The 25,946-nt window shown below is 68.1% G+C and carries 25 protein-coding genes and 1 tRNA gene; 9 read left to right on the top strand and 17 right to left on the bottom strand.

The genetic code is table 11. The annotated features are described in order from the left end of the window. Positions 1 to 3: 3 nt before the first annotated feature. Positions 4 to 786 carry an FhaA domain-containing protein gene (locus tag ACWDV4_RS19185; protein ID WP_449980612.1) on the bottom strand — a complete coding sequence of 261 codons (783 nt, stop codon included), beginning with the start codon at positions 784 to 786 and terminating at the stop codon, positions 4 to 6. 241 nt (positions 787 to 1,027) lie between these two features. Here ACWDV4_RS19185 and ACWDV4_RS19180 point away from each other — a divergent pair. The 3 genes from ACWDV4_RS19180 to ACWDV4_RS19170 all read left to right on the top strand — a co-directional run bounded on the left by ACWDV4_RS19180 (position 1,028) and on the right by ACWDV4_RS19170 (position 3,220). Continuing rightward, a tRNA-Leu gene (locus ACWDV4_RS19180) sits at positions 1,028 to 1,113 on the top strand. A gap of 126 nt (positions 1,114 to 1,239) precedes the next feature. After that, complete coding sequence (locus ACWDV4_RS19175; protein ID WP_449980610.1) at positions 1,240 to 2,313, top strand: NAD-dependent epimerase/dehydratase family protein; 1,074 nt, start codon at positions 1,240 to 1,242, stop codon at positions 2,311 to 2,313. 100 nt (positions 2,314 to 2,413) lie between these two features. Continuing rightward, entirely contained in the window at positions 2,414 to 3,220 is an 807-nt protein-coding gene (locus tag ACWDV4_RS19170; protein WP_449980607.1) for a WecB/TagA/CpsF family glycosyltransferase, read from the top strand. Positions 3,221 to 3,332: 112 nt separating this feature from the next. On the opposite strand, the gene ACWDV4_RS19165 is transcribed toward ACWDV4_RS19170, so the two are convergent. After that, positions 3,333 to 5,195, bottom strand: coding sequence for a S8 family peptidase (locus ACWDV4_RS19165; RefSeq protein WP_449980605.1), 1,863 nt, complete (start codon positions 5,193 to 5,195; stop codon positions 3,333 to 3,335). Between the two features lie 131 nt (positions 5,196 to 5,326). Between ACWDV4_RS19165 and ACWDV4_RS19160 the strand changes: the two genes are divergently transcribed. Then, positions 5,327 to 6,010, top strand: coding sequence for a hypothetical protein (locus ACWDV4_RS19160; RefSeq protein WP_449980602.1), 684 nt, complete (start codon positions 5,327 to 5,329; stop codon positions 6,008 to 6,010). Here ACWDV4_RS19160 and ACWDV4_RS19155 read toward each other — a convergent pair. The 3 genes from ACWDV4_RS19155 to ACWDV4_RS19145 all read right to left on the bottom strand — a co-directional run bounded on the left by ACWDV4_RS19155 (position 5,978) and on the right by ACWDV4_RS19145 (position 7,685). Then, positions 5,978 to 6,400, bottom strand: coding sequence for a hypothetical protein (locus tag ACWDV4_RS19155; RefSeq protein WP_449980600.1), 423 nt, complete (start codon positions 6,398 to 6,400; stop codon positions 5,978 to 5,980). The two genes, ACWDV4_RS19160 and ACWDV4_RS19155, sit on opposite strands and share 33 nt — an antisense overlap. A 212-nt stretch (positions 6,401 to 6,612) precedes the next feature. Next, the gene (locus tag ACWDV4_RS19150; protein ID WP_449980598.1) at positions 6,613 to 6,840 is read right to left on the bottom strand and encodes a DUF397 domain-containing protein; all 228 of its coding nucleotides are present in this window, start codon (positions 6,838 to 6,840) and stop codon (positions 6,613 to 6,615) included. Then, on the bottom strand, positions 6,804 to 7,685 hold the full coding sequence (locus ACWDV4_RS19145) for a helix-turn-helix domain-containing protein (RefSeq protein ID WP_449980596.1): 882 nt from the start codon (positions 7,683 to 7,685) through the stop codon (positions 6,804 to 6,806). Before ACWDV4_RS19145 ends, ACWDV4_RS19150 begins: the two co-directional genes overlap by 37 nt. Before the next feature lie 584 nt (positions 7,686 to 8,269). On the opposite strand from ACWDV4_RS19145, the gene ACWDV4_RS19140 reads away from it, so the two are divergent. Beyond that, positions 8,270 to 8,611, top strand: a complete 342-nt coding sequence (locus ACWDV4_RS19140; protein ID WP_449980594.1) for a hypothetical protein — start codon at positions 8,270 to 8,272, stop codon at positions 8,609 to 8,611. A 19-nt stretch (positions 8,612 to 8,630) separates the two neighbouring features. Here ACWDV4_RS19140 and ACWDV4_RS19135 read toward each other — a convergent pair whose 3' ends face one another. Together ACWDV4_RS19135 and ACWDV4_RS19130 are read right to left on the bottom strand one after the other, a co-directional pair. Then, positions 8,631 to 9,374 (bottom strand): PASTA domain-containing protein, encoded by a 744-nt coding sequence (locus ACWDV4_RS19135; RefSeq protein WP_449980591.1) that lies wholly within the window; start codon positions 9,372 to 9,374, stop codon positions 8,631 to 8,633. Positions 9,375 to 9,540: 166 nt separating this feature from the next. Next, the gene (locus ACWDV4_RS19130; protein ID WP_449980589.1) at positions 9,541 to 10,230 is read right to left on the bottom strand and encodes a PASTA domain-containing protein; all 690 of its coding nucleotides are present in this window, start codon (positions 10,228 to 10,230) and stop codon (positions 9,541 to 9,543) included. Between the two features lie 88 nt (positions 10,231 to 10,318). Between ACWDV4_RS19130 and ACWDV4_RS19125 the strand changes: the two genes are divergently transcribed. Next, a complete protein-coding gene (locus ACWDV4_RS19125) occupies positions 10,319 to 11,017 on the top strand; it encodes a pentapeptide repeat-containing protein (RefSeq protein WP_449980587.1) in 699 nt (232 codons plus the stop codon). On the opposite strand, the gene ACWDV4_RS19120 is transcribed toward ACWDV4_RS19125, so the two are convergent. Continuing rightward, complete coding sequence (locus tag ACWDV4_RS19120) at positions 11,014 to 12,492, bottom strand: glutamate--cysteine ligase (protein WP_449980584.1); 1,479 nt, start codon at positions 12,490 to 12,492, stop codon at positions 11,014 to 11,016. The two genes, ACWDV4_RS19125 and ACWDV4_RS19120, sit on opposite strands and share 4 nt — an antisense overlap. A 359-nt stretch (positions 12,493 to 12,851) precedes the next feature. Further along, positions 12,852 to 13,433: a YceI family protein gene (locus ACWDV4_RS19115; RefSeq protein WP_449980582.1), complete on the bottom strand. Its 582-nt coding sequence runs from the start codon at positions 13,431 to 13,433 to the stop codon at positions 12,852 to 12,854. Positions 13,434 to 13,531: 98 nt separating this feature from the next. On the opposite strand from ACWDV4_RS19115, the gene ACWDV4_RS19110 reads away from it, so the two are divergent. Further along, positions 13,532 to 14,035 (top strand): MarR family winged helix-turn-helix transcriptional regulator, encoded by a 504-nt coding sequence (locus ACWDV4_RS19110; RefSeq protein ID WP_449980580.1) that lies wholly within the window; start codon positions 13,532 to 13,534, stop codon positions 14,033 to 14,035. A gap of 50 nt (positions 14,036 to 14,085) precedes the next feature. Here ACWDV4_RS19110 and ACWDV4_RS19105 read toward each other — a convergent pair whose 3' ends face one another. The 4 genes from ACWDV4_RS19105 to ACWDV4_RS19090 form a co-directional block, all read right to left on the bottom strand. Further along, positions 14,086 to 16,275, bottom strand: coding sequence for an MMPL family transporter (locus ACWDV4_RS19105; RefSeq protein WP_449980577.1), 2,190 nt, complete (start codon positions 16,273 to 16,275; stop codon positions 14,086 to 14,088). A gap of 136 nt (positions 16,276 to 16,411) precedes the next feature. Then, on the bottom strand, positions 16,412 to 17,560 hold the full coding sequence (locus ACWDV4_RS19100; protein ID WP_449980575.1) for an acyl-CoA dehydrogenase family protein: 1,149 nt from the start codon (positions 17,558 to 17,560) through the stop codon (positions 16,412 to 16,414). Between the two features lie 58 nt (positions 17,561 to 17,618). Further along, the gene (locus ACWDV4_RS19095) at positions 17,619 to 19,175 is read right to left on the bottom strand and encodes an acyl-CoA carboxylase subunit beta (protein ID WP_449980573.1); all 1,557 of its coding nucleotides are present in this window, start codon (positions 19,173 to 19,175) and stop codon (positions 17,619 to 17,621) included. A 67-nt stretch (positions 19,176 to 19,242) separates the two neighbouring features. Beyond that, on the bottom strand, positions 19,243 to 20,190 hold the full coding sequence (locus ACWDV4_RS19090) for a hypothetical protein (RefSeq protein ID WP_449980570.1): 948 nt from the start codon (positions 20,188 to 20,190) through the stop codon (positions 19,243 to 19,245). A gap of 152 nt (positions 20,191 to 20,342) precedes the next feature. Between ACWDV4_RS19090 and ACWDV4_RS19085 the strand changes: the two genes are divergently transcribed. Further along, positions 20,343 to 21,494, top strand: coding sequence for a sensor histidine kinase (locus ACWDV4_RS19085; RefSeq protein ID WP_449980567.1), 1,152 nt, complete (start codon positions 20,343 to 20,345; stop codon positions 21,492 to 21,494). Next, positions 21,491 to 22,141, top strand: coding sequence for a response regulator (locus ACWDV4_RS19080; protein ID WP_449980565.1), 651 nt, complete (start codon positions 21,491 to 21,493; stop codon positions 22,139 to 22,141). The genes ACWDV4_RS19085 and ACWDV4_RS19080 overlap by 4 nt, the downstream gene beginning before the upstream one ends. An 8-nt stretch (positions 22,142 to 22,149) precedes the next feature. On the opposite strand, the gene ACWDV4_RS19075 is transcribed toward ACWDV4_RS19080, so the two are convergent. From ACWDV4_RS19075 to ACWDV4_RS19060, 4 genes are all read right to left on the bottom strand, one after another. Then, on the bottom strand, positions 22,150 to 22,653 hold the full coding sequence (locus ACWDV4_RS19075; RefSeq protein ID WP_449980563.1) for a hypothetical protein: 504 nt from the start codon (positions 22,651 to 22,653) through the stop codon (positions 22,150 to 22,152). Between the two features lie 131 nt (positions 22,654 to 22,784). Beyond that, a complete protein-coding gene (locus tag ACWDV4_RS19070; protein WP_449980560.1) occupies positions 22,785 to 23,684 on the bottom strand; it encodes a hydroxymethylglutaryl-CoA lyase in 900 nt (299 codons plus the stop codon). A 156-nt stretch (positions 23,685 to 23,840) separates the two neighbouring features. Continuing rightward, positions 23,841 to 25,178 carry an acetyl-CoA carboxylase biotin carboxylase subunit gene (locus ACWDV4_RS19065; protein WP_449980559.1) on the bottom strand — a complete coding sequence of 446 codons (1,338 nt, stop codon included), beginning with the start codon at positions 25,176 to 25,178 and terminating at the stop codon, positions 23,841 to 23,843. Positions 25,179 to 25,243: 65 nt separating this feature from the next. Then, on the bottom strand, positions 25,244 to 25,870 hold the full coding sequence (locus ACWDV4_RS19060) for a TetR/AcrR family transcriptional regulator (protein ID WP_449980556.1): 627 nt from the start codon (positions 25,868 to 25,870) through the stop codon (positions 25,244 to 25,246). Positions 25,871 to 25,946 lie beyond the last annotated feature (76 nt).

Genomic DNA, 25,946 nt, shown 5'->3' with positions numbered 1-25,946 from the left:
GTGTTAGCCGTCCACTCGGAACGTGAGGGTGGTCGTCCCGAGCTGGATCATGTCACCGGGGTTGAGTGCTACGGCCGAGACGCGCTGGCCGTTGACCATGGTGCCGTTGGTTGAGCCCAGATCCGTGAGCACCACCTGGGAACCGTCGAAGTCGAGTCGGGCGTGTCGGCGTGAAATGCCGACGTCGGGCAGGCGGAGATTGGCCTGGTCGCCCCGGCCGATCACGGTGGAACCCATCTGTAGAGGGTAGGTCCGTCCGTCGCCGGAAACCAGACGGATGTTGCGGCCACCGCCGTGACCCGGCGGGGGACCATAGCCACCGCCCTGGTCATAGTGCGGATAGCCACCGGGAACGTCGTAGGCCGGCTGCGCCGGAGCGACCTCGCCACCGGTGTAGACCTCGGCGGTGACCCGGAACATGCCGGTGTCGAGCCCGTCGCCGCGCTCGATCTCGACGATCACGTCGCCGTAGACCGTCCACGCCTGCTCGCCGATGAACTCCGCCTGCGACTGGGCCAGCTCCTGAGCCAGTGCCGCCGCGTATGGCGCGAGCCGACTATGGTCGTACGGCGAGAGATCAATCACGTAGCGGTTGGGTACGAGAGTGCGCCCGCCGGCCAGGATCGCCTTGTGCGCCTCTGCCTCCCGCTGCATCGCGTTGAGGATCTCCACAGGGTGGACAACACCCTTGAACACCTTTGCGAAGGCCCCCTCAACCAGACCTTCCAAACGCTTCTCAAAGCGTTGCAGCACGCTCACCGGCTCCTCCTCGGGTCCCGAGGACATGATGGTATCCGGCCGTCGCACGTGCAGCTCGCACGCCGCTCGACCGCCTGCTGCCGGCCCACCCTCGAAGGGCCGGGATAGTCGTGCTAATGTTCCTTCCGCCGCGAGAGAAAGCCGATCGCGGCGGCAGTAGGGTACAGCGTAATATGTCCAGGCACCCGCTGACGGGCAGGTTCCGGACGAAAGTTTAGATATGCCCATGCTAGACATGGGTGCAGGTGGGCTTCAACATGCATCGCATGGGGAAGTGGCGGAATGGCAGACGCGCACGGTTCAGGTCCGTGTGCCCGAAAGGGCGTGGGGGTTCAACTCCCCCCTTCCCCACCAGCTAACCGAAGGGCCTCGCGGCAACGCGGGGCCCTTCGTCCGTTCTGCACCCTTCCTTCGCCAGGGGCCCGGTAGTCCGCGCGCTATGCTCCGATGGTTCCCGACCCCAGACCCGTGGAGTGGCGTGTGACTGTCGCGTTGGTAACCGGATCAGGCGGCTTGATCGGTTCCGAGGCGGTCCGGCACTTCGCCGGTCTCGGCCTCGACGTGGTCGGCATCGACAACGACATGCGCCAGGAGTTCTTCGGCGCCGAGGCGTCCACCGCGTGGAACGTGGCCCGGCTCACCGATGAGCTTGGCGGGGCGTACACCCATCACAACATCGACATCCGCGACCGGGACGCGCTGGCGAAGATCTTCCAGCGGTACGGCCGCGACATCGCCGTGGTGATCCACACTGCTGCCCAGCCGTCCCACGACTGGGCGGTCCGCGACCCGTTCACCGACTTCGACGTCAACGCGGGCGGGACCCTCAACGTCCTACAGAACGTCCGCGAACACTGCATCGACGCACCGATGATCCACTGCTCGACCAACAAGGTCTACGGCGACCGGCCCAACTCGCTGCCGCTGGTCGAGCTGGAGACGCGCTGGGAGCTGGAGCCGGACCACCCGTACTACAACGGCATCAAGGAGGACATGTCGATCGACGCCTGCCTGCACTCGGTCTTCGGTGCCTCCAAGGTGGCCGCGGACGTGATGGTGCAGGAGTACGGGCGCTACTTCGACATGAAGACCGCCTGCTTCCGGGGCGGCACCCTGACCGGGCCCGCACACTCCGCGACCGAGCTGCACGGCTTCCTGGCGTACGTGATGCGCTGCAACATGGAGCGCCGGACGTACAACATCTTTGGCTACCAGGGCAAGCAGGTACGTGACGCGATCCACAGCTCGGATGTGGTCTCGGCGTTCGAGGCGTTCTTCCGCGCCCCCCGCTCGGCTGCGGTCTACAACCTCGGTGGTGGCCGTCACTCGAACGTCTCCAACCGGGAGGCGTTCGCCCTGGCCGAGAAGATCACCGGTGTGGAGATGGTCACCGAATACCGCGAGGCCAACCGGATCGGCGACCACCAGTGGTGGATCGGCTCCAACGAGGCGTTCCAGCAGGACTACCCGGACTGGAAGCAGGTCTACGACGTGCCGATGATCCTCCAGGAGATCTACGCGGCGAACGTGGACAAGTGGGTGCCGCAGGCATGATCCCGGCACAGCGAGGAGATGCCGTGAGCGAGCGCAGCGAGCGAACCAGCTGGCTCAGTAGCCCAGATCACGGCAACGACGAGCGCCGCGAGGAGATGCCGTGATCGCTCAGGGTAAGCGCAACGTGCTGGGTGTGCTGGTCGACGCGGTGGACTACGAGGCCGCGACCGAACAGGTCGTTGCTGCCGGACGGGAGCGTCGGCCGTTCGCGCTCACCGCGTTGGCCGTACACGGCGTGATGACCGGGGTGCTGGACCGGCCGCACAACGCCCGGCTCAACTCCTTCGACCTGGTCACCCCGGACGGCCAGCCGGTGCGGTGGGCGCTCAACCTGTTGCACGGTGCCGGGCTCACCGACCGGGTGTACGGGCCGATGTTGACGCTGCGTGTACTGGCCCGGTTCGCCGAGGAAGGGCTGCCGGTCTACCTGTACGGCTCCACCGACGACACACTGTCCCGGTTGATCCCGGCGTTGGAGCAGATGTTCCCGGCGCTGAAGATCGCCGGCGTCGAGTCGTCGAAGTTCCGCTCGGTGCAGCCGGGCGAGGATGTCGAGATCGCCGACCGGATCCGGGCCTCGGGTGCCCGGCTGGTGCTGGTCGGGTTGGGCTGTCCCCGGCAGGAGATCTTCACGCACGCCATGCGTCCGCTGCTGGACATGCCGATGATGGCGGTGGGTGCCGCGTTCGACTACCACGCCGGTCTGCTGCGCAAGCCGCCGCCGTGGATGCAGCGTGCCGGCCTGGAGTGGTTGTGGCGGCTCGGGCTGGAACCAAAACGCCTCTGGCACCGCTACATGGTGCTCAACCCGGCCTACGTCGCCCGGCTGACCGCCCAGAAGACGAGGCTCTGGAAGGCCACCCCACCACCACCGGCCGCCGAGCGTCCGACCACCTTCGCCGTCTGACGCTTCACCGCCTGACGCTTCACCGCGTTGATCAAGAGATTTACGTCGCCGTCCAGCTCTGACCATGACGCAAACCTCTTGATCAACGGGGCAGTGCGCACCCAACCGCTGGCTACAGCGTCAGGGTCCAGGTGTTGATGTAGCCGGTGTCGCCACCCCAGACGTCACGGACCTGCAACCGCCAGGTGCCGTCGGCCGCCTCCGAGGAGAGGTTGACCGTGTAGGTGGCGTTGACGTTGTCGGCGCCGTCGAAGAGGTTGCTGTTCTTCAACCGGTACGACGAACCGTCCGGGGCGAGCAGGTCGATGACCAGGTCGCCACGGTAGGTGTGCACGATGTTGACCGCCACCGTCGAGCTGGCCGAGGCGTTACGCCCACAACCGGCGATGACGATCGAACTGGTCACCGCGCTGCCGCCGTCCGGGATCGCCACGTCCGTACCGTTGGTGCCGGAGCAGCCGCCACCGGTGCCGGTCACGGTCAACGTGTAGGTCGCCGTCCGGGTGGCCGACGCCCCCGTGCCGATGATGGTGACCCCGTAGGTCCCGGCCGGGGTGCTCGCCGTGGTGGCGATGGTGAGCGCCGACGAGCCGCCCGAGGTGACCGTGGCGGGGTTGAACGACGCGGTCGCGCCGGCCGGCAGGCCGCTGGCCGACAGGTTCAGCGACTGGGCCGAACCGTTGGTGGTGGCGGTGTTGACGGTCGCCGTGACCGAACCACCCGGAGCGGTCGAACCGGAGGTCGGCGACACCGAGACGGAGAAGTCGTTGGTCGGCGGCGGGGTGTCGTCGTTGACGACGTAGAGCAGCTTGTTCGGCGAACCGGTGCCCGGGCTGGTGACCACGTCGTTGGTGGCGTTGTTCACCAGGTAGTCCCGGACCTGCTGCGGCGTCCACGTCGGGTTGGCGCTCGCCACGAGGGCGGCGGCACCGACGACGTGTGGGGTGGCCATCGACGTGCCGCTGATGGTGTTGGTGGCGGTGTCGTTGGTGGCCCACGCCGAGGTGATCGACGAGCCCGGCGCGAAGATGTCCAGGCAGGTGCCGATGTTGGAGAACGACGACCGGGCGTCGGTGTTGGTGGTCGAACCGACGGTGATCGCAGCCGGGGTACGGGCGGGCGAGGTGTTGCAGGCGTTGCCACCGCTGTCGTTGCCGGCGGCCAGGCCGTAGGTGATGCCCGCGTTGATCGAGTTGGCGACCGCGTTGTCCAGCGCGGTGTTGGCGCCGCCGCCCAGGCTCATGTTGGCCACGGCCGGCTTGACCGCGTTCGCGGTGACCCAGTCGACGCCGCCGATGACCTGTGCGTTGGTGCCGCTGCCCTGGCAGTTGAGCACCCGTACGCCGACGATCTGCACGCCCTTGGCGACACCGTGCGCGGAGCCGCCGACGGTGCCGGCCACGTGCGTACCGTGACCGTGGCAGTCGTCTGCGGAGCCGCCGTCGATCGCGTCGTAGCCGCTCACGGCCCGACCGCCGAAGTCGGTGTGGGTGTACCGCACGCCCGTGTCGATGATGTACGCGTGCACGTTGGTGGCGTCGTTCGGGTACGTGTACGAGCTGTCCAGCGGCAGGTTGCGCTGGTCGATCCGGTCCAGACCCCAGGATGGGGGGTTGGTCTGGGTGCCGGTGAGTTGCACGGTGTGGTTCTGCTCGACGTACGCGACGGACGAATGCGCCGCGAGCCGGGCGGCGGACTTGGCGTCCACCTTGACCTCGAAGCCGCGCAGGGCTGCGGTGTACGTACGGGCCACCGAGCCGCCGAACCGCTCAACCAGGGAACTGGCCGTCGAGCCGACCTCTGCGCTGGCCACAGCGCTGTCCTTGAGTACCACGATGTAGCTGTCGGCCACGGCGGTGGCACCACCGGCGTTGAGGATCGTGCCCGCTGGTTCCGCCGCGACGGCCGGGGTGGCCGCCGCCATCATTGTCAGGGCGGCTACCCCGACAAGGACGTACCTTCCTGGGAGATTCATCTCCCTCACTCCCCTCCGATCGGTCGACCGTCCACTCGCTTGTGACGAGGGATCTACGATTACCGATCAAGGCGAGGCTACTAATAGATGAACATCAAATATAGATGTCGAAGTCGATGTATCACCTGGGCGTGCCCCCTACGGGATGGTTCTGGGGGTTCGTACCGGGCTCGGCCCGGATCCGGATGACAACCAACCGGACGATGCTGGGGCGCGTGGACCTCGACCTCATCGCCCGGCTGGCGATCACCGCACTCTGGTTGGCAACCGGAATCGTGGCCGACGGGCTGCCCAGGCTGTCCACGGCACGGGCACTGCGTCGCCGTACCGGATGGTTGGCCGGGCTCGCCCTGACCGGCTTGGTCGGCCTCACCGTACTCGGCGCAGAAGCGCTGAACAGCCGGGATCTGGTGTTGACCGACGCGACAGTGGCCGGCCTCGCACTACCCATGGTTCCGGCCACGGTGGTGGCACTCGGCACCGTACGGCGAGTGCGACGTTTGTGGACGGGCGCCGCCGCCTTCGTCTCGGCACCGGGCACACCCACTGCACCAGCACTGTCGGCCGGGGCTGCGCACCCCATGATCGCGATGCCGATACAGGTCACCGGTTTGGCGACGCTGCCCGCTGCGGTCACCGCCGCTGGCCTCCTGCCCCTCACCGGCCCGAACCTGATCGGCCTGGTGCTCACCGGGGCGGTGATCGTGGTGGTGGCCATCGGCGCACGGCACGCCCTGCGGCACAGCCGGCTGGCGGAGGCCGTGATCACGGGCCGACCGAGGTCACCTCGGCCGGCCGGTGTCCTGCACGTATAGCAGCTCCAGGATGGACCTGGCCGCTTCGAACCAGCGGTCGAGCCACACCGGCGAGGGCAGGGTGCCCTTGGGGGGCAGTTCCAGCAGAAGCCCGCGCAGTAGTGGATGGTCGGCAAGCGACTCGATCGGACTCTCCGGCCATCCGCCAGGAAATACCGGCTCGGTCAGCCCACTCAGGTCCAGCGACGGGAGGCTGGGCGGCTGGAGGGACGGGGGTCCCTGCGGGTCCACCAACTCCAGCCCCGGCGCCCCGGGATCGCGCTGGTCCAGCTCGTCGCTGGTGGGCAGCTCATCCACCAGCGGGCCATTGCGTCGGGCTCCCCGGTACTTACCGCCGAACCGTTCCGGCTTGCCCGACCCGTTGCCCAGGTTCTCCTGCTCCATGGTCATCTGTCTCACCTGCCTCGCTCGATTGCGAACCGTACGGCTGTTGCGGACCGGCCTCCGCCGTCCGCCACGTACAACGACGAGAGGCGGGGTCAGCAACGACACGAGTCAGTGCGCCACACCAATCTGGAACACGAAAAACGTGGCCACCCACCCGTCCACTACCGGGCAAACGACCACGTTCATCAATCGGCTAACCGAGCCAACAGCATCGGTCAGCGCAGGTCGAACTCGCCGTCCTTGGCGCCGCCGACAAATGCGTCCCACTCCTCTGAAGTAAAGAGCAACGCCGGCCCGGTCGGGTTCTTTGAATCACGGACCCCGATTGCCCCCGGTACGAAGGCGACCTCCACGCAGTTGTCGCAGTTGGGTCCGCTCCGTGAACTCTTGAACCAGTTGGCCTGGCTCAGGTCCACTCGAAACCCGATTTTCTGCGTCTCCACAACGGCTCCTTTGCCAACTTCGCCAGCAGAGCGACGGATTCTTCCGGGCGGATGGCCGCCGCTCGTATGTAGTCGAAGATAAATGAATATTTTTGCAGTTCCTCGCTCTTCTCAAGGAAGAGCCCGCCCGTGGCGTTTTCGGCATACACCACGTCCGGATCACCCGGTTCCGGAAATTCGAGGATCGAAAACGTGCCGTCCATTCCGGCATGCGCCCCGGCCTCGAAAGGAAGTACCTGGATCGTCACGTTCGGCAGGTCGGCCGCTTCCACCAGTCGCTCCAGCTGAGCGCACATGACCGCGTCACCGCCTACCGGCCGGCTCACCACCGCCTCATCGAGCACCACCCACAGGTCAATCGGATCGTCTTGGCTCAATAACGACTGACGCGTCTGACGGACACGGACCCGTTGCTCAACATCTTCATTGGTGATGTCCGGCCGAGCGCTGCGAATCATCGCCTTGGCGTACTCCTCGGTCTGGAGCAGGCCGGGAACCACCTGCTGCTCGTACGCCCGCAGTGAGGAAGCAGCCTGCTCGAACCCGACGTACGCGCCGGCCAGCACGGTGTTGTAGGGATGCCACCACCCCTTCTGCCGCGCCTCGCGCGCGATCTGCACCAGCTCCTCGCTCTCGGTGCCCATGATGCCGTAGATGCCGAGCATGTCTCGGACGTCGCGGGGCGTGGCCGAGGTGTGCCCGGTCTCGATCCGGGAGATCTTGGATGCGGAGCAGCCCAACTGCTCCGCGACCACATCGATCGTCACTTCGGCCGCTTCGCGCAGCCGCCGAAGTTCGGCACCAAGTCGACGTCGGCGAATAGTCGGACTCCGGCGCTCAGCCACCGGGTCACCTCCGGGCGATCGCGCATGCGGTGTACGCCCGCCGAGGCGCGACCGTCGAAGGCGGCGGACGATGACTTCGCGGCGAGAGGAATCGACCACCCCAGGCCGGGCCGCTGCGGCAGGGCGGCGTCCAGTCTGCCGGGTACGCAAGGCGGACATCAAGCGTCCGCGGCCGGTAACCGGACGGTCAAACTTGCAACTTGCATTGATCAAGCCATTGATGCAGTCTGTCCGTATGGCTTGGGTCACAGAGTGTCCCGATCTGGTCGATCGAAGGGGTGATTCCGCTTTGCACCGGAGCGACCGGGTCAGCCACACCGGACCCATGACAGGAGGCAGACCCGCTCTGGGGTAACAGACCCTGCCGCTGTACGCCACGAAGCTATGGCGGCGGGCGCGGTCCCAGAGTCGACGGATGTTGGCCGGGCCGATGCGCCATGCCCAAAACCGCCGCGGCGCATCGGCCGGCCAACGTCCTACATCACACGAGCGGCCGGCAGTGCAGCATGCCCGGTCGGCGGTCCCACGTCCCTGAATAGCCAGCTCCGGCCGGCCGCTGCCGGCCAGTCCAGACAGGAGTAACCGTGTTCCCCCGCTCAGGTGATGTGCTACGCGTGACGCGTTCGGCAAGTGCGCAGTTTGCCGCACCAATCCTTTTCCGGGTGATCCGCTCGCATGACTGGCCTACCTACCGTGGCTGGATCTGGCTCGACGGATACCAGCTCAACTCGGCCGGGGAAGCCATCGACCGCCGCTCGATCTTCGTACGACTCGACGGGCTGCACACCGTCCCTCCCGCTGCCGCAGCTCCGGGCCGGACCGTCGTGCGCCAGCCGGCCGCCCGGCCGCCAGCGCCCCGGACCCCGGCGGTACGACAGCCGACGGTACGACCAGCGGCGACGCGTCGGCCCGTACAGGTGGGCTAGCCCGCTCCAGTTCCCGAGGTCAGCGGGTGGGCCGCCCGGTCGGACGCCCAGAGCGGGTGGTCGCCGCAGACGGCGACGGCGGTTCGGCGACCACCAGGGTGACCCGCTGGCTCGGGAGCACGGGGCTGCCGGCGCGAGGGTCGGTCTCGATCACGGTGCCCGCCGGCCAGCCGGGGACCGTGCGGAACCGGACCTGGTACGTCAACCCGAGCTGGTCGAGCACCTCCCGCGCCACCGCCTCGGGCAGTCCGACCAGGATCGGCATGGATACGGCACCCGGTGTGGTCGTACGGGGCGTGGGAGTCTCGGTGGTGGTCGACGGCGACGGCGTTGGGCTGCGCTGCGGGACGGGCGACGGTGCCGAGGTGGCCGACGGCGTGGGTCCCGGGGGCGGCTCGGATGCCGGACCGCGCTGACTTGCCTGAACGATGAGCCAGACACCGACGCCGAGTACCGCGAGCAGGAACAGCGCTATGACACCGAGCAGGATCGGCATCCACCAACGGCCGTTGTCGTAGTCCTCCTCGTCGTACCAGTCTGGGGGCGTACCGCCTCGGACACCCGCCGGCACCTCCGCCCGGCCAGACCACGGCCCCGGCCGGACCGGTGGGGTCGGCGGATGGCGCACCGGGGGCAGCTCGCCGGTCTGCCCCATCGACTCGGCGGTATCCGCCCGGCCCTCGGGACCCGCCCGGCCCTCGGCGTCCGCCCGGCCGTCACGGTCCCCAGCTTCGCCCGGTTCCTGCTGACGGTCGTCGGCCATAGCACGTACTCTCCCATCGCATGGGTGGGAGACGGCGATAATCGTGTAACTTGTCCCGAACTGGGAGAATCATCGGTGCGGCACTGCCCGGCCTCGCCCGTCGCGATGCAACGCGGCACAAGGCGACGCGGCACAAGGCAGCACGGCACAAGGCGACGCCAGAGCGTCAGGGTGTGGGTGTTTCGGGCGTGTCGTCGGACTCTTCACCGTCCTGGCCGCAGTGGATCTGCACCTGGTCATTCCAGCGCTTCTCCGCCGTCGCCTCGGGTTTCTGCTTGGTGACCGTGCCGGAGTCGGTCTTCGCGTACTCCGGTTCCAGTCCAGCCTCGACCAGTTTGGCCGCCGCCTGCTGACAGCTCAATCCAACGACGTTGGGAACCACGACCCGGGGCGCCTCACCGATGACGAAGACCTGCACGATGCGTCCCGACCGTACCGACTCGCCGGCCGCAGGAACGGTGCTTGCGATGGTGTTGTTCTGTCCCGCACCCCCGAAGCGGAACACCCATTTCAGGCCCTGGTCACGCAACTCCTGCCGGGCATCCTTGAAGTTCCGGCCGACCAGGTCGGGCATCACAACCTGCCCGGCGGGTGGAGTGGTCTGCTTCGTGGTGGGTTTCACGGGCTTCTGGGTCGTTTTCGCCGCGCTGGTTGCCGATGGTGCGGTCGTGGGGGTGGCCTGCGCCAAAGGCGATTCGTCGCCCTGCTCGGATTTGGCCAGTAGCCAGCCGCCCACCGCACCGACGGTGGCGAACAGGACGATCGCGACGACACTCCCGGCTACCAGGGACATCCGACCGGACCCGGCCGACTGCCCTCCGGGTGTCCCGTCGAACCTGTCGCTTCCGTTGGTCATTGCGACTCCCGCCTCGCCTCCGATCACCGGATCGTACGGGTGTCCACGCATCCGGCGCACCACCCGCCCCGCTTGGTAGCGTGCGGGCATGTCCACTCGGTCGACGCGTCCTGGTTCGAGTGGCTTCCCGGCACGACGTGACCCGGTCGCCCCGAAGCCGCCCTCGGCGCTGGAGTTGGCCACTGTCGAGGACCACGACCTGGCCGACGAGGCGACGTACCGGAGGTTGGGTTTCTTCGACCTCGACCTCTCCGGACGCCACGCGGATTCGGTGGAGTTCATCCAGTGCCGGGTGAAAGGGTCAGACCTGAGCAGCACCCAACTCGACAGGGCCCGGCTCGACGACTGCCTGTTCGAACACGCGAACCTGGCCAACCTCCGAGCTGAAAAGTCGTCGATGCTCCGGGTACGACTGTCGACGGCCCGAATGACCGGTCTGCACTGGATCAATGGTGCACTACGGGACGTTACAGTCTCCGACTGCCGACTCGACCTGTCATCGTTCCGGTTCACCACCTTCCAGCACGTGGCCTTTCAGGGTTGCAACCTGGGCCAAGCGGACTTCCAGAACGCGGACCTACGGGGTGCTGCGTTCACCGACTGCGACCTGACCGGCGCGCAGTTCTCCCACGCCCAGATGGCCGGGACCCGGTTCACGAACTGCGCCCTGGCCGGAATCGGCGGGGTCACCAGCATGTCCGGCGCGGCCGTGGCCCGCCAGGATCTGGTCGCCCTGTCCCATGTCCTCGCCGGCGCGTTGGGCATCCGCATCGAGGAGGACGACTAGTCGACCGGCCAGGTGTGCACCGGGGCGTTGGTGCGCTGCAGTTCGCGGTAGCGACGCAACATGTGATGCAGCGCTGCCGGGCGATCCATCCCTCGGCCCTGTTCGGCGGCGAACACCGATTCGGTCTGCCACACCGCGCCGTTGCGCCCGGTACGGCATCGCTCCTCGATGATGCCGAGCAGCCGATCCCGGTGATCGGGATCGACACCGAACCGGTCCAGCCCTACCGCCGCCCGGGGCAGGAGTACGTCGAGGACCAGGTTGCTGACGCGTACGTCACCGAGTCGCGGCCAGTAGAAGGTCGCGTCCATGCCCCGGCGGGCGGCCGAGTGAAAATTCTCCTCGGCGGCGCTGAATGTGAGCTGGCTCCAGATCGGACGGTCGGCCTCGGCCAGCTCCCGGGTAAGTCCGAAGTAGAAGGCGGCGTTGGCCAGCATGTCGACGACCGTGGGGCCGGCCGGTAGCACGCGATTCTCGACCCGCAGGTGCGGACGGCCGTTCATGATGTCGTAGACCGGGCGATTCCAGCGGTAGACGGTGCCGTTGTGTAGCCGCAGCTCCCCCAACTGGGGAACTCCGCCGTTGTGCAGGACCTCGACCGGGTCCTCGTCGTCACAGATGGGCAGTAGTGGCGGGAAGTAGCGGACGTTCTCCTCGAACAGATCGAAGATCGAGGTGATCCACCGTTCACCGAACCAGACCCGGGGGCGTACGCCTTGGGCCTTCAACTCGTCGGGCCGGGTGTCGGTCGCCTGCTCGAAGAGGGCGACCCGGGTCTCCGCCCAGAGGTGCCGCCCGTAGAGGTACGGCGAGTTGGCCCCGATCGCCACCTGGACGCCGGCGATGGCCTGGGACGCGTTCCAGTAGTTGGCGAAGTTGTCCGGTGAGACCTGGAGATGGAACTGCACACTGGTGCAGGCGGCCTCCGGCGCGATGGAGTCGGTGTGGGTCTGCAACCGCTCGACCCCTCGGATGTCCATCTCGATGTCCTCCCCCCGGGCCGCCACGATCTGCTCGTTGAGCACCCGATAGCGCTTGTCGGCGGAGAGGTTGCCCTCGACCAGGTGCCGAGGGGTGAGGGTGGGCAGGATGCCGATGAGCACGATACCGGCGTCGGACTTTGCCGCCCGCTCATCGGCTCGGCCGAGACTGGTCACCAGGTCCTGCTCGTAGTCGGCGAACCCGGTTCCCTCGATGAGCCGGGGCCGGGCGTTGAGTTCCAGGTTGAAGCGGCCGAGTTCGCTCTGGAACAACGGATCGGCGATGTCGGCAAGGATCTCTTCGTTCCGCATCACGGGTTCGGCGGCGGAGTCGACCAGGTTGAGTTCGATTTCCAGGCCGGTGGTGGGGCGATCGGCGTCGAAGCCGAAGTCGTCGAGCATCAGCGCGAAGACGTCCAGGCACCGGCGCACCTTCTGCCGGTAACGAATGCGATCCTCCCGCGAGAAGGCACTCTGCGAGACGTCCCTGCCCATGTGGCCCTCCCCCGGCACAGCACAAAGTCAACGGCTGGACGGATCCCTACCCACCCAACGGCGCCGTGGAACTAACACGGTAGAAGCGCGGACCGCCCACGGCCAGGGACAAAACGGGCCCTGTTGGCAGGCGGTGATCGCGCAACTTCATCCGGTGCACGTCAGGCCGCTGGAGTGAGATAACCCACTGCTCCCCAAAGGACACTGACCGCTACGGCAGAAACCGAGGGCTGCCGACACCAGAAGGCCGAGACCTACCGCTACGAAAAGGCCGAGGGCTCCAGCGACCGATCCGGTCGCCGGAGCCCTCGGTCAAGCCGGGGAATGGTCAGGGAAGCACCCTTCGTCACTCCGACCGCTCACTGCTGGCGAATCGCCTCGCCCTCGATTTCGATCTTCACCTTCTTGCCGACCATGAAGCCGCCGCTCTCCAGCGCGACGTTCCAGGTCAGACCGAAGTCCTCACGGTCGATTTCGGTCGAGGCACTGAAGCCGAAGATGTCCTGTCCGAACGGGCTGCGCCCGGCCCCCTCGAACTCGACGTCGAGGTCCACGGTCCGGGTAACACCCTTGATGGTCAGCTCACCGGTGAGCACAAACTCGTTGCCGCTCTGCGACTTGACCCCGGTGCTGCGGAATTCCAGCGTCGGGAACTGTTCCGCGTCGAGGAAGTCGGCGCTGCGCAGATGGGCGTCCCGGTCGTCCTGCCCACTCTTGATGCTGGCGGCCTGGATGGTCGCGGTCACCGACGACTGCAGCGGATCCTCCGCGACAGTGACAGCGACCTCCACCTCCGCGAACTCGCCCCGCACCTTGCTCACCATCAAGTGCCGAGCCACGAAGCCGACCCGCTTGTGCGCCTGGTCGATCAGGTAGGTGCCAGCCGTCGGGATGGTCAACCCCGCCCACTCGCGGGTGGGTTCGCCGGTGCTGGTGGTCATGGTGATCCTCCGCCAAATTAGTTGAGTATGCCAACGGCTACGGCAGCAACTATAGCGGCAGCAATATTCCCCGTGTCAAGTACTGTTACGATGGCCTGGTGAGCCAAGACCCACTCGACGATCCACGCATCACCGCCGTCGGCCTGCTCGTCGAGGCGTACACCGGACTGCTGTCCCGGTTTGCGGCCCAATACGAAGAGCACGGCCTCTCCGTGGTGGAGTTCGAGGTGCTGACCCGGCTCGCCCGCTCACCCAACAAGCAGCTCCGGATGACCGACCTCGCCGCCCAGACCACCCTCTCGACCAGCGGAGTAACCCGGGTGGTCGACCGGATGGAGCGAGACGGGCTACTCCATCGCCGCGCCTGCCCCTCGGATCGGCGCAGCATGCATGCGGTGGCCACCCAGGCCGGGCTGGACCGACTCGCCGAGACCCTGCCGGGCCACCTGGAGATCATCGAACGCTGGTTCACCGGGCAACTCGACGCCGAGACGTTGCGGATCATGCTGGACGGGCTACGCACCGTACGCGATGCCGTACATCCCGGGGCCACCCTTGGCTCCGCCGGATCGCCCGCCCATTCGCAGCCCCCGTCAGACTGACCGGCCATTCGCAGCCCCCGTCAGACTGGCCAACGCAGATAACCCTCGGCTCAGTTGTCGACCAGCTGCGGGCTCGTCCCCCGCGCCGCCGGCACCCGAGCTCGACCAGCAGAGATCCGGTGATGCAGCTGACGCAGGGGCACTGGCGCCCACCAGTTCCACTCACCGAGCAGGCTCATCACCGCCGGCAGCAGAAGGCCTCGGACCACCGTCACATCGAGCAGTACGGCGATGGCCATGCCGAAGCCGATCTCCTTCACCGCAGTCAGCTCACCCAGCAGGAAGCCCAAAAAGACGACGATCATGCAGCCGGCCGCTGTGGTGACCACCGGGCCGGTACGCGTGATTCCCGCCAGCACCGCCCGAGCGCTGGCCTCCGCCCGAGCAGCGGGGGTACGCAGTCCCCGGTAGCCGTCCCATTCCTCCCGGATACGGGCGAGCAGGAACACCTCGTAGTCCATCGAGAGCCCGAAGACGAAGACGAAGAGCAGAACCGGGGTGGTGACATCGAGCGCGCCCCAGGATTCGACCCCGAGCAGCGCGGCACCGATCCCCCACTGGAACACCACCACCAGCACCCCAAGGGTGGCCAACAGGGTCAGGACGTTCAGCACCAGCGCCTTGACCGGGATCAGCACCGAGCCGGTCAGGACGAAAAGCAGCAGTGCGGTGGTCACCACCAGCACCAGTACGGCCAGGGGCAGCCGGTCGGCCACCGAGTCGCGATAGTCCACCAGCTCGGCCGCCGGGCCACCGACCAACACCCGGAAGGGTGCGTCCAGAGATCGAACCTCGCGGACCAGCGCTCGCGACTCGGGCCCGCCGGTCGTACCCTTCGGCGTCAGGTCGATCACCAGAGCGGCCCCCGGCACATCCGGCCGGGGCTGCATCCGGATCACCTGCGGCAGTCGGTTGAGCTGGTTCATCAGGTCCCGTACCGCCGCCGAGGTGGGATCAGCCTCCACCACCACGACCACTGGTGCCGCCCGGTTCGCCTGGAAGTCACGCAGCATGACGTCGTGCACCTGGCGGGTCTCCATCGACCTCGGCAGGGCCCGCGCGTCCGAGTCACCGAGGTTGACACCGAACAGGAACGGCCCGGCGAGCAGCAGCAGGCCAACCGACACGATGAGGGCCACCGGACCGGGTCGCCGCTGCGCGAAACCGGCCAGCCGACCAAGGGAGGTACCGCCGACCCGTACCGCCCGGGTCACCCGACGCCCCGAGCGGAGCGTGGCGACGCGCCGGTGGCCGACCGCGATCAGGGCCGGGACTGCGGTCAGCCCGGCGGCGGTGGCCAGGACGACGACCAGTGCCCCGCCCAGGGCCATCGTCGCCAGTAGCGGCTCGGCGAAGACGTACAGTCCGGCCATCGCCATGCCGACGGCGGCCCCGGAGACGACGACGGCCCGGCCGGCGGTGGCCATGGTCCGGGCCAGCAGTTCCGCCGGGCCGGCAGCGGCGTCGGCGGCGTACTCCTCCCGGAACCTCATGATCACCAGGAGCGCGTAGTCGACCGTCAGGCCGATGCCCAGCAGGGTGACCACGTTGACCGTGAACTCACCTACCTCGGCCACCGCAGCCAGGCCAAGTAGTCCGAGCAGCGTCCCGGCCACCGCCGCCAGCGCGGCCACCAGCGGGATCACACCGGCCAGCAGACCGCCGAGGACCAACACCAAAACCACCACGAGTACGACCAGCGCCACCGACTCGCCAACGGCCGCGTCCCGGATCGCCTGCTCGGCGAAGGCGCGCTCGGCCAGGGTCTCCCCGCCGACCAGCACCTGTGGTGCGTCGATCCCGCGCAGCAGCCCGGTGACCCGGTCCTCGACCCGTTCCCGCTCCGCCTCGGGCAGCCCGTCGGCGAGTTCGACCACGACCAGGGTGCTGCGGTTGTCGGCACCGATTCGCCCGCCCGGGGATCCGTACAGGTCCTCGACGTCGGCCACCCCGGGCACGGCCCGCAGCTCGGCGGCTGTCTTCGTGACGCTCTCCACTAGCGGCGGGTCGTACGGGTCCCGGTCCCGCACGACGGCAACTACCAGCGGCCCCTCGGGCAGGAGTTCGGCGATCCGCCGCTCGGCAACTCGGGATTCGGCGTTGACACGCAGGTTCTCCGACTGTCCCAGCCGGTCGAAGACCTGACCGCCAAAGACGATTCCGAGGACCGTGAGGATGAGCCAACCGGCCAGCACCGACCACCGCCAGCGGAACATCGCCCGTCCGAGCCCAGCGAACATGCCTGACCTCCGCCACGGCGTCCGCGCGGTCGCCTATGCCGGACATGCAAGCATCGGCGGAGCCGACAGGCAGTCAGCTATCGGTCAGACACCAACACCAGCTGCCCCGGGTACAGGACGAACGGGCTGCTCGGCGTCAGAGCCCCAGGTCGCGCGCGATGATCATCCGCTGCACCTCGGACGTACCCTCGCCGATCTCCAGAATCTTCGAGTCCCGCCAGAACCGGGCGACCGCGAACTCGTTCATGAAGCCGTACCCGCCGTGGATCTGGGTCGCCTCCCGGGCGTTGTCCACCGCGATCGTGCTGGCGTGCAGCTTCGCGATGGCGGCCTGGCGCTTGAAGTCCGCGCCAGCGAGCATCCGGGCCGCCGCGTCGTAGTAGGCGAGTCGGGCGGTGTGCGCCTTCAGCTCCATGTCGGCGATCTTGAACTGGATCGCCTGGTAGTTGCCGATCGGCTGGCCGAAGGCGTGCCGGTCCTTGGCGTACCGGATCGACTCGTCGACACAGCCCTGGGCGAGGCCGACGGCGAGGGCGGCGATGGCGATCCGTCCCTCGTCGAGGATCTGCAGGAACTGGGCGAAGCCCCGGCCGCGCTCACCAAGCAGGTTCTCGGCCGGCACCCGACAGTCCTCGAAGGTCAGCTCGTGGGTGTCCGAGGCGCACCAACCCACCTTGGAGTAGCCCGGGGCCACCGTGAAACCGGGCGTACCGGAGGGCACGATGATGGTGGAGAGTTCCTTGCCGCCATCCGGCCGGACACCGGTCACAGCGGTGACGGTGACCAGCGTGGTGATGTCGGTGCCCGAGTTGGTGATGAACGCCTTCGAACCGTTGATCACCCATTCGTCACCGTCGAGCACCGCCCGGGTCTGGGTGCCCCCGGCATCCGATCCGGTGCCCGGCTCGGTCAGCCCGAACCCGGCCAACGCTTCACCGCTGACCAGTCGGGGCAACCAGCGCTCGCGCTGTTCCGGCGTACCGAACCGGTAGATCGGCATGGCACCGAGGGAGACCGCCGCCTCCAGGGTGATGGCCAGGCTGGAGTCGACCCGGGCCAACTCCTCCAGGGCCAGGCAGAGCGCAAAGTAGTCGCCGCCCATGCCGCCGTACTCCTCGGAGAAGGGCAGGCCGAAGAGACCCATCTTGCCCATCTGCCGGACCACCTCGTACGGGAAGGTGTGCCGCTCGTAGTGCTCGGCGGCGACCGGTGCGACCACCTCACGGGCGAAGTCCCGCACGCTCTGCCGCAACGCCTCGTGCTCTTCGCTGAGCCGGAAGTCCATCTTCTGTCTCCTAGCCGTGGGTCCGCCGGGACGGCCTTCCTTCCCGGTGGGATCGTGCCTAGACCGGTGTGACGCCGTGCCGACGCCGGGAGAAGTTCCGTTCCTTGCCCCGGGCGGCGGCGAACCGGCGGACCAGTTCGGCGCGCAGTTCGTGCGGCTCGACAATCGCGTCGATCACCAGCTCGCTGGCCAGCCGGACGATGTCGATGTCGCGCTCGTACTCCTCCCGGCGGGCGGCAACGAAGGCAGCGCGCTCGTCGGGGTCGGCGATCGCGGCGATCTTGTTGGCGTAGACCGCGTTGACCGCCGCCTCCGCGCCCATCACCGCGATCTTCGCGGTCGGCAGGGCGATCGTCGCGTCCGGTTCGAAGCCGGGGCCGGCCATCGCGTACAGGCCCGCGCCGTACGCCTTGCGCACCACCACACAGATCTTGGGTACGGTCGCCTCGGAGATCGCCGTGATCATCTTCGCGCCGTGCCGGATGATGCCCTGCTTCTCCACCGTCGTACCGACCATGAACCCGGGTACGTCGGAGAGGAAGAGCAGCGGCACGTTGAACGCGTCGCAGAGCTGCACGAACCGGGCCGCCTTGTCGGCCGAGTCGACGAAGAGCACCCCGCCCTTGAACATCGAGTTGTTGGCCACCACGCCGACGACCTCGCCGTTGAGCCGACCGAAGCCGATCGTCAGCTCCTTGGCCCAGAGCGCCTGGATCTCCAGGAACGACCCTTCGTCGAGCAGGCCCTTGACGTACCGGCGCATGTCGACCGCCTGCCGTTCACTGGCCGGTACGAGGCTGGCCAGGTCCACCTTCGACGGCGCCTCGACGGCCGGGGCGGACGGCGGCGACTGGGTCCAGTTGGCCGGCAGGTAGGACAGGTAGCGCCGGACGACGTCCAACGCGTCGGCCTCGGTCTTGCAGAGGAAGTGCCCGACGCCCGACTCGGCACAGTGCACCCGTGCGCCGCCCATCGCCTCCAGGGTGGTCTTCTCGCCGGTCACCATCTCGACCATCCGGTCGGAGCCGAGGTACATGCTGGCGTTGCCGTCCACCATGGCCACCACGTCGCAGAACGCCGGGATGTACGCCCCACCGGCGGCGCTCGGGCCGAAGAGGGCGCAGACCTGCGGAATCGAGCCGGAGGCGCGTACCTGGTTCCAGAAGATCTTCCCGGCACCCCGACGGCCCGGGAAGAGGTCGACCTGGTCGGTGATCCGGGCCCCGGCCGAGTCGACCAGGTAGACCATCGGCTGTCCGGCGGCGTACGCCCGTTCGATGATCCGAATGATCTTCTCGACCGTACGGGCACCCCAGCTGCCGGCCTTGACGGTGGAGTCGTTGGCCATCAGGCAGACCGGTCGACCGTCGATGGTGGCCGTACCGGTAACCACCCCGTCCGCCGGCAGTCCGTCGGCAGTGGCGTTGGCGAGCAGTCCGTCCTCGACGAAGGAGCCCTCGTCCACCAGGAGCGCGATGCGTTCCCGGGCGAAGAGCTTGCCCTTGGCGGCGTTGGCCGCGTGGTACTTGTCCGCGCCCCCCGCCCGGACCCGTTTGCGTAGCTGCTCCAGCTCCACCACGCCGTCCCGCTCGGGTGCCGCACCGTCGACTGTCACACGACCCCCTAGCCCGCAGCGACCTCGGCCGTATCGGCCCGTTACGCCAGCCTAAACGATCGTTAGGCTATCGCACGGAACGACTCCGGGCCACCCGCCCAGCTTCCGAGCGGCGGCGGGTCTCCCGCTCCCAGGCGTCCGCCGCCCGACCCCAACGGGTCCGGCCCCACGGCTTGACCACCGACAGGATGGTGGCGACCCACAGCGCAATGGTGAACGCGGCCAGGATGGCCGTCAGCGCCATCCCGGTCCCGCCCGGATCAACCGCCGGGTCGACCGTCCGCACGGCAAGCTCATCCGCAAGCGCACTCTCCACCGTCCCGGCGAGCAACGGAATGCTCGCCGAAATGGCGAACTTCGTGATCACCCACCAGTGCCGGACCAGGCCCCACTTCGTACCGAGCGACACCACCAGGCCGGTAATGATCGACAAGAACATGGACGGGATCGCCGCCGCCAGATCGACGACGTGCAACACCTCGTAGGCCCCGTGCCGGGCCGCGTGGGAGTCGGCGAACCTGCCGATAAGCGCCAGCACCGTCATCGTGAGGGCGACGCCGAGCCAGCCGACGCTGAACCCGACGTGCAGGGTCAGCCAAACCTTGCGGGTGCGCGGCGACATCCGGGGAAAACGCGGCCTGCTCAGCGCCAGGATCGTGACCGAGAGAGGTATGCCGAGCAGCGCGATCCCGACCGGAATGCTGAACACGAACTGCGCCACCGCCATCGTCAGGTGCAGCGGGATCACGATCCGGCGACCGCGTTCCGGGCCACGCAGCACGGCGACCACCGAGAGCACCACCGCGACCAGGTAGCCGACCAGCGCTGCCACTCGTAACGGCAGAACGTCGGAGCCAGTCAGGAGCAGGGCGATGTTCAGCGCGGAAAAGCCGACGAAGACCCACTGCAACCACCCGACCGCCCGGGTGGGGCCAGCGCGATTCGCGACAGGTCCGGCGGTGTCGGTAGCACGGTTCTGGGCCAGGTCGAGATCGGAGTACGTTTCGGAAGGCATATTCGCGACGGTAGGTATGCCTGAGCGGGACGACATCGGCCAAGCTGAGCCGCGCCACCGATCGATCGTTGATCGTCGCGGCGTCAGGATGCGACTTTCGGTGGAATCCATTGACGGAGGCGGAAAGCCATCGATCTCCGTAGACTTCCGGCATGTGGCGGCACCGGCACCGGGCGGTGGACATACTGCTCGCCGCGACCTGCGTGCTGGCCGGTACGTGGGAGGGCCTCCAGTCCGGCCTCTTCAACGGCTCTCCGATCGTCGACCGGCGGGCACCGCTGGCCGTTGGCGTGCTACTCGGCGTACTCACCGGCCTCGCGGCGCTGGTCCGCCGCAACCGACCCCGGCTACTGCACGGCTGTGCATTGCTGCTCTGGTGCGTCACGAGCGCGTACCCGCCACTGCTGATCGCACAGTTCACAATCGGCGCCCACCTGCGCTCGACCCGACAGCAGGTCGTCCTCACTACGGTCATGCTGGCTGCCGTCTCCGGACCACTGTGGCGGGTGAGTGGCGGTGACGGAAGTGTGCCGCTCAGCTTCGTGCTCTGCGTCGCGCCCGTGCTGCTCGGCCTCTACCTGGCCTCCCGCCGCGAGGTGATGGCCAACCTCGCGGAGCGCGCCCGTCGCAACGAGCGCGAGGAGCGGCTCCGGATCGACCAGGCCCGCGCCGAGGAACGGGCGCAGATTGCCCGGGACATGCACGACGTGGTCACGCACCGGGTGTCGCTGATGGTGCTGCACGCCACCGCGATCGAATCGGCGCAGGGGCGGGACGCGGTGGCGATCGCGGGCCGCATCCAGGACATCGGCCGCGACGCGCTGGACGAGCTTCGTACCCTGGTCGGGGTCCTCCGCGACGACGCCCCCGCGCCGCTACGGCCGCAGCCCGGCCTCGCCGATCTCGACGAACTGGTCTCCTCTTCCCGGGCGCTCGGCCTGACCATCGATCTGGTCGTCGAGCGGTCCGCCGAGGATGGACTGCGTCCGTCGCTCCTGGTCGAGCATGCGGTCTACCGGGTGGTGCAGGAGGCGCTGACCAACGTGCACAAGCACGCCCCAGGTGCCCGGGCCACGGTTACGGTTCGGCCGGCCGAGGATGGCCTGCGGGTGACCGTCCGCGACAGTGGCGGCACGCTTGCCCCAGCTGTGCCCGCCGCCAGCGGCGGGCACGGGCTACTCGGCCTCTCCGAGCGGATCCGCCTGATCGGCGGCACCCTGCACACCGACCGGCTGCCCGAGGGCGGATTCGAGGTGTGCGCCCAACTGCCGGTGGTGCGCCTAGCCGAGGAGCCTCAACGATGATCCGGGTCCTGATCGTGGACGACGAGTGGATGGTCCGCGCGATGCTGCGCACGATCATGGGTGCCTACCCGGACATCGAGGTGGTCGGCGAGGCCGGCGACGGGGCGGAGGCCGTACGACAGGCCCAGCTGCTCCGCCCCGACGTCGTACTGATGGACATCCGGATGCCGCGCAGCGACGGGCTCGCGGCCACCGCAGCCCTGGCCCGGTTCGTGGCACCGCCGAAAGTCGTCGTGCTGACCACGTTCGACCTGGACGAGTACGTCCAGACCGCGCTCCAGCACGGCGCGGTGGGCTTCCTACTCAAGGACGCCACCGCCGAACAGATGGCGGCTGCGGTACGAAGTGCGGCAGCCGGCGACGCCATGCTCTCGCCACAGGTCACCCGTAAGCTGCTGCGCCGGTTCGCCGAACCGGCCAACCCGCGCCGTGCCGAGGCCGTACGCCGATTGGAGATCCTCACGGAGAAGGAACGTGAGGTGCTCGCGGCGCTCGGCGAGGGCCTGTCGAACAGTGACATCGGCCAGCGGCTGTACCTCAGCGAGGCGACGGTGAAGAGCCACGTCAGCCGGCTGCTCGCCAAACTGCAACTGACCAACCGGGTGCAGGCGGCGATCCTGGCACACCACGCCGGCCTGGTCAGCTGACCAGCCCCTCAGAACGTCGAGATGTCGAACCGGGTCGCCTGGGCGGTCACCGGACCTCGATCCACCTCGTTGCCGTCGATGTCGAGTGCCCGGTACGTCCCCTCGCTGGTCAGCGCGTCCCCGTCCACCTGGGCGTGGTGTAGCGCCCGGACCTCTCCGTTGTAGCGGTGTGGCAGTCCCCGAAGGTCGTCCGGCAGCACCTGCCAGAGGGTGAAGGTGACGCTCCGCCGCCCGGTGGACTCCCAGCGTCCGGTGGCGATGTGGATGCCCTCGGCGAACGAGAGGAAGAAGCCGCCGGGCAGGAACGTGAACAGGGCCACCTCCACCTCGTGGGGCAACGTGACGGTGCCCCGCCAGGTGCCGATGACCGGGTTGCCCGACGACGGGCGCCCCGGGGACGCTTCGGCTACCCCGCCCACGCTCAACCCGGCGGTTGTCGCCAGGGCACCGATGCCGAGGGTCGCGCCAGCAGCCCTCCGTAGGAACCGCCTCCGGTCAGTGTCGTCAGTCATGACGAACCTCGCATGTCGCTCGTATGGTCGGCCTGGAAACTGACCGTACGGCGACTGACCAGGGCAGCACATCCGTCGATGGATGGCAATCCTGGCCGGTGCCCCCACCTCTCGACTGAGCCGAAAGGTTCTTACCCGCGAGGGCCAGCGCGGAGCACCCCGGAGGGCAGCTGCCGACCAACCAACTCCTCGGCCAGAGCCGCCGCAACCAGCAACGCGTCCAGGTCGATCCCGGTGTCGATGCCCATGTCGTGCAGCATGTGCACCACCTCCTCGGTGGCCACATTGCCGCTGGCCCCCGGCGCGTACGGGCAGCCGCCGAGGCCGCCGACGCTGGCGTCGTACTCGGTGATGCCGTACTCCAGCGCGGTCAGGATGTTGGCCAACGCCGTACCCCGGGTGTTGTGGAAGTGCAGCAGCAGCGGGATCTCCGGCTGGCGGTCGCGGACGGCGGTCAGCAGCTCCCGCACCCGGCGCGGGGTCGCCATGCCGGTGGTGTCACCGAACGCGACCCGGTCCGCCCCGTCGGCGACCACCCGGTCCACCAGCTGCGCCACCCGGTTCGGGTCGATGTCCCCCTCGTACGGGCAGCCGAAGCTGGTCGAGATGATCACCTCGGCGGTGGCCCCCGACTCGTGCAGCAGCGCGATCAGCCCGGCGATGTCGTCCAGTGACTCGGCGGTGGACCGGTTGACGTTGCGCTGGTTGTGCGTGTTGCTGGCCGAGACCACCACCTCGATCTCGGTGAACCCGGCGGCCAGGGCCCGCTGCGCGCCCCGGGTGTTGGGCACCAGAGCCGAGTAGCGGATGTTTTCGTTGCGCTGCGCCCGCGCCCAGACCTCGTCGGCGTCGGCCATCTGCGGGATCGCCTTCGGGTGTACGAACGAGACCGCCTCGATCCGTCGTACGCCGGTGGCCGACAACGCGTCGATCAGCCGCACCTTGGCGTCGGTCGGGATCGGGTCCTCGTTCTGCAGACCGTCGCGGGGGCCGACCTCGCGGATCGAGACGGAGTCCGGCAGTTGTGTCATGCGTCCTCACCTCACTGTGAGCAACTGTCCGCTGACCGGACATCGGGCGTTTCCTATAGGAAAGCAGAGCAAAGGCGCTCACGGCCAGGGGCAGCACCGTGGGCCGGGTCACCGCTCTCGACGAGCAATCGTCAAGTCAGCTTGACGTCAAGGTGATCAGCGCATCCGGCCGACGATGCCGGTGTCGTAGTCGCCGCTGACGAACTCGGCGTTCTCCAGCAACTCCGCGAAGAACGGCAGGTTGCACTTCGGGCCAACCACCTCGAAGCCGGCCACCGCCGCCCGAGCCCGGGAGATCGCCTCCGCCCGGTCGGCGCCGTGCACGATCAGCTTGGCCATCAGCGAGTCGTAGAACGGCGTCACCGTGGTCTCCGGCGCGTAGCCGGAGTCGACACGTACGCCCTCGCCGGAGGGCTCCACCCAGGTCTTGATCGCTCCGGGACCGGGCAGGAACCGCTTCGGGTCCTCGGCGTTGATCCGCAACTCGATCGCGTGCCCGCGCGCGGTCAACGCATCCGGGTCGAAGTGGGAGACCAGCCCGGCCGCCACCCGTAACTGCTCCTCGACCAGGTCGACCCCGTAAACCAGCTCGGTCACCGGGTGCTCCACCTGGAGCCGGGTGTTCATCTCCAGGAAGAAGAACTCACCGCTACTCGAATCAAGCAGACACTCGACCGTACCGGCGTTGCGGTAGCCAACCGCCTCACCGGCGCGTACCGCCGCCGCCAGCAGCCGCTCCCGCAGCTCGGGCGAGACGGCCGGCGACGGCGACTCCTCCACCAGCTTCTGGTTGCGGCGCTGCACCGAGCACTCCCGCTCACCGAGGGCGATCACTCGACCGTCGGCCAGCCCCAGGATCTGCACCTCGACGTGACGTACCCGGGGGAAGTAGCGCTCGATCAGCACCGAGCCGTCGCCGAACATCCGCTCGGCGAACGCACGGACCTTGTCGTACTCGGCGCGCAGCGCGGCCTCGTCCACCGCCACGCCCATGCCCATCCCGCCGCCACCGGCAGCGGCCTTGACCATCACCGGGTAGCCGATGTCGGTCGCCGCGGCCACCGCCGCTTCGACGTCGGCGGCCGGGTCGGTCGTGCCGGGGGCCACCGGCACCCCGGCCGCCGCCATCAGATTCCGAGCATTGATCTTGTCGCCCATCGCGGTGATCGCATCCGCGCCGGGTCCGACCCAGATCAGGCCAAGGCTCTCCACCGTACGGGCGAAGTCGGCGTTCTCCGACAGAAAACCGTAGCCGGGGTGGATCGCCTGGACACCAGTCGACTTCGCGGCGGCGAGGATCGCCTCGGTGTTGCGGTAGCTCTGCGCCGGGTTGGCCGGGCCGATGCAGACCGCCTCGTCAGCCTCGGCCACGAACGGAAGTCCGGCGTCCGCCTCCGAGTAGACCGCTACCGTTCGTACCCCGAGTCGTCGGGCGGTACGGATGATCCGACGGGCGATCTCGCCCCGGTTCGCGACAAGCAACGACTCGATCATGTGTATCTCTCCCCGGGGTGTCCGGATGTTCTGTCGGGCACTAGAACATCACGGATGCGTCGCGATCACGAGTCTGGATCCATGAGCAGGGCGGCCAGGGTCGCGGCCCGCAGTAGGGCGGCCCGCCGTTGCCGGTCCACCTCACCACCGAGGAACGGGGTGGAGTTCATCAAACCGAAAGCGGCGTGCGCCAGCACCCGCGCCTCGCCGGCCGACAGTCCCCGATGCAGCGCGGTCAGCAGCGAGACCCACTCCTCGACGTAGAGCCGCTGGAGCCGACGGATCTGCCGGCGCGGATCCTCGGGCAGCCGGTCGAGTTCGTTCAGGTGCAGCGCGATTACGGCCGGGTTGGCCAGCGCGAACTCGACATGGAAGTCGATCAACGACTCCAGCGCGGCACGCGGGTCGCTCGCCCGCTCCGCCACCCGGTCACGTCCACCGGCAAGCAACTCCTCGCTTACCGGAATCAGGGCGGCGGCGAGCATCGCCTCCTTGCCGGCAAAGTGGTGGTAGAGGGCCGGGCCGGTGACACCGGCCGCCGCACCAATGTCGTCCATGGAGACGCCGTGATAGCCACGGGCTGCGAAGAGGCCGACCGCGATCTCCAAGATCTCGTCACGGCGGGACCGCCGCCGAGTCGCGGCGGGGACCGTTACGGCCGCCGCCGATGTCACCTGCTGTTCCACCGTCACCCAGTCAGCCTAGCCAGCGAACGACAGATGGTTACCGAGCGGTTTCCCGCCATCCCACCTGTCGCCCACCGCCTAC

This window comes from Micromonospora sp. NPDC003197, assembly GCF_053590565.1.
Note: the sequence above shows the minus strand (reverse complement) of the source record. Positions and strands in the feature narration are given on the sequence as shown.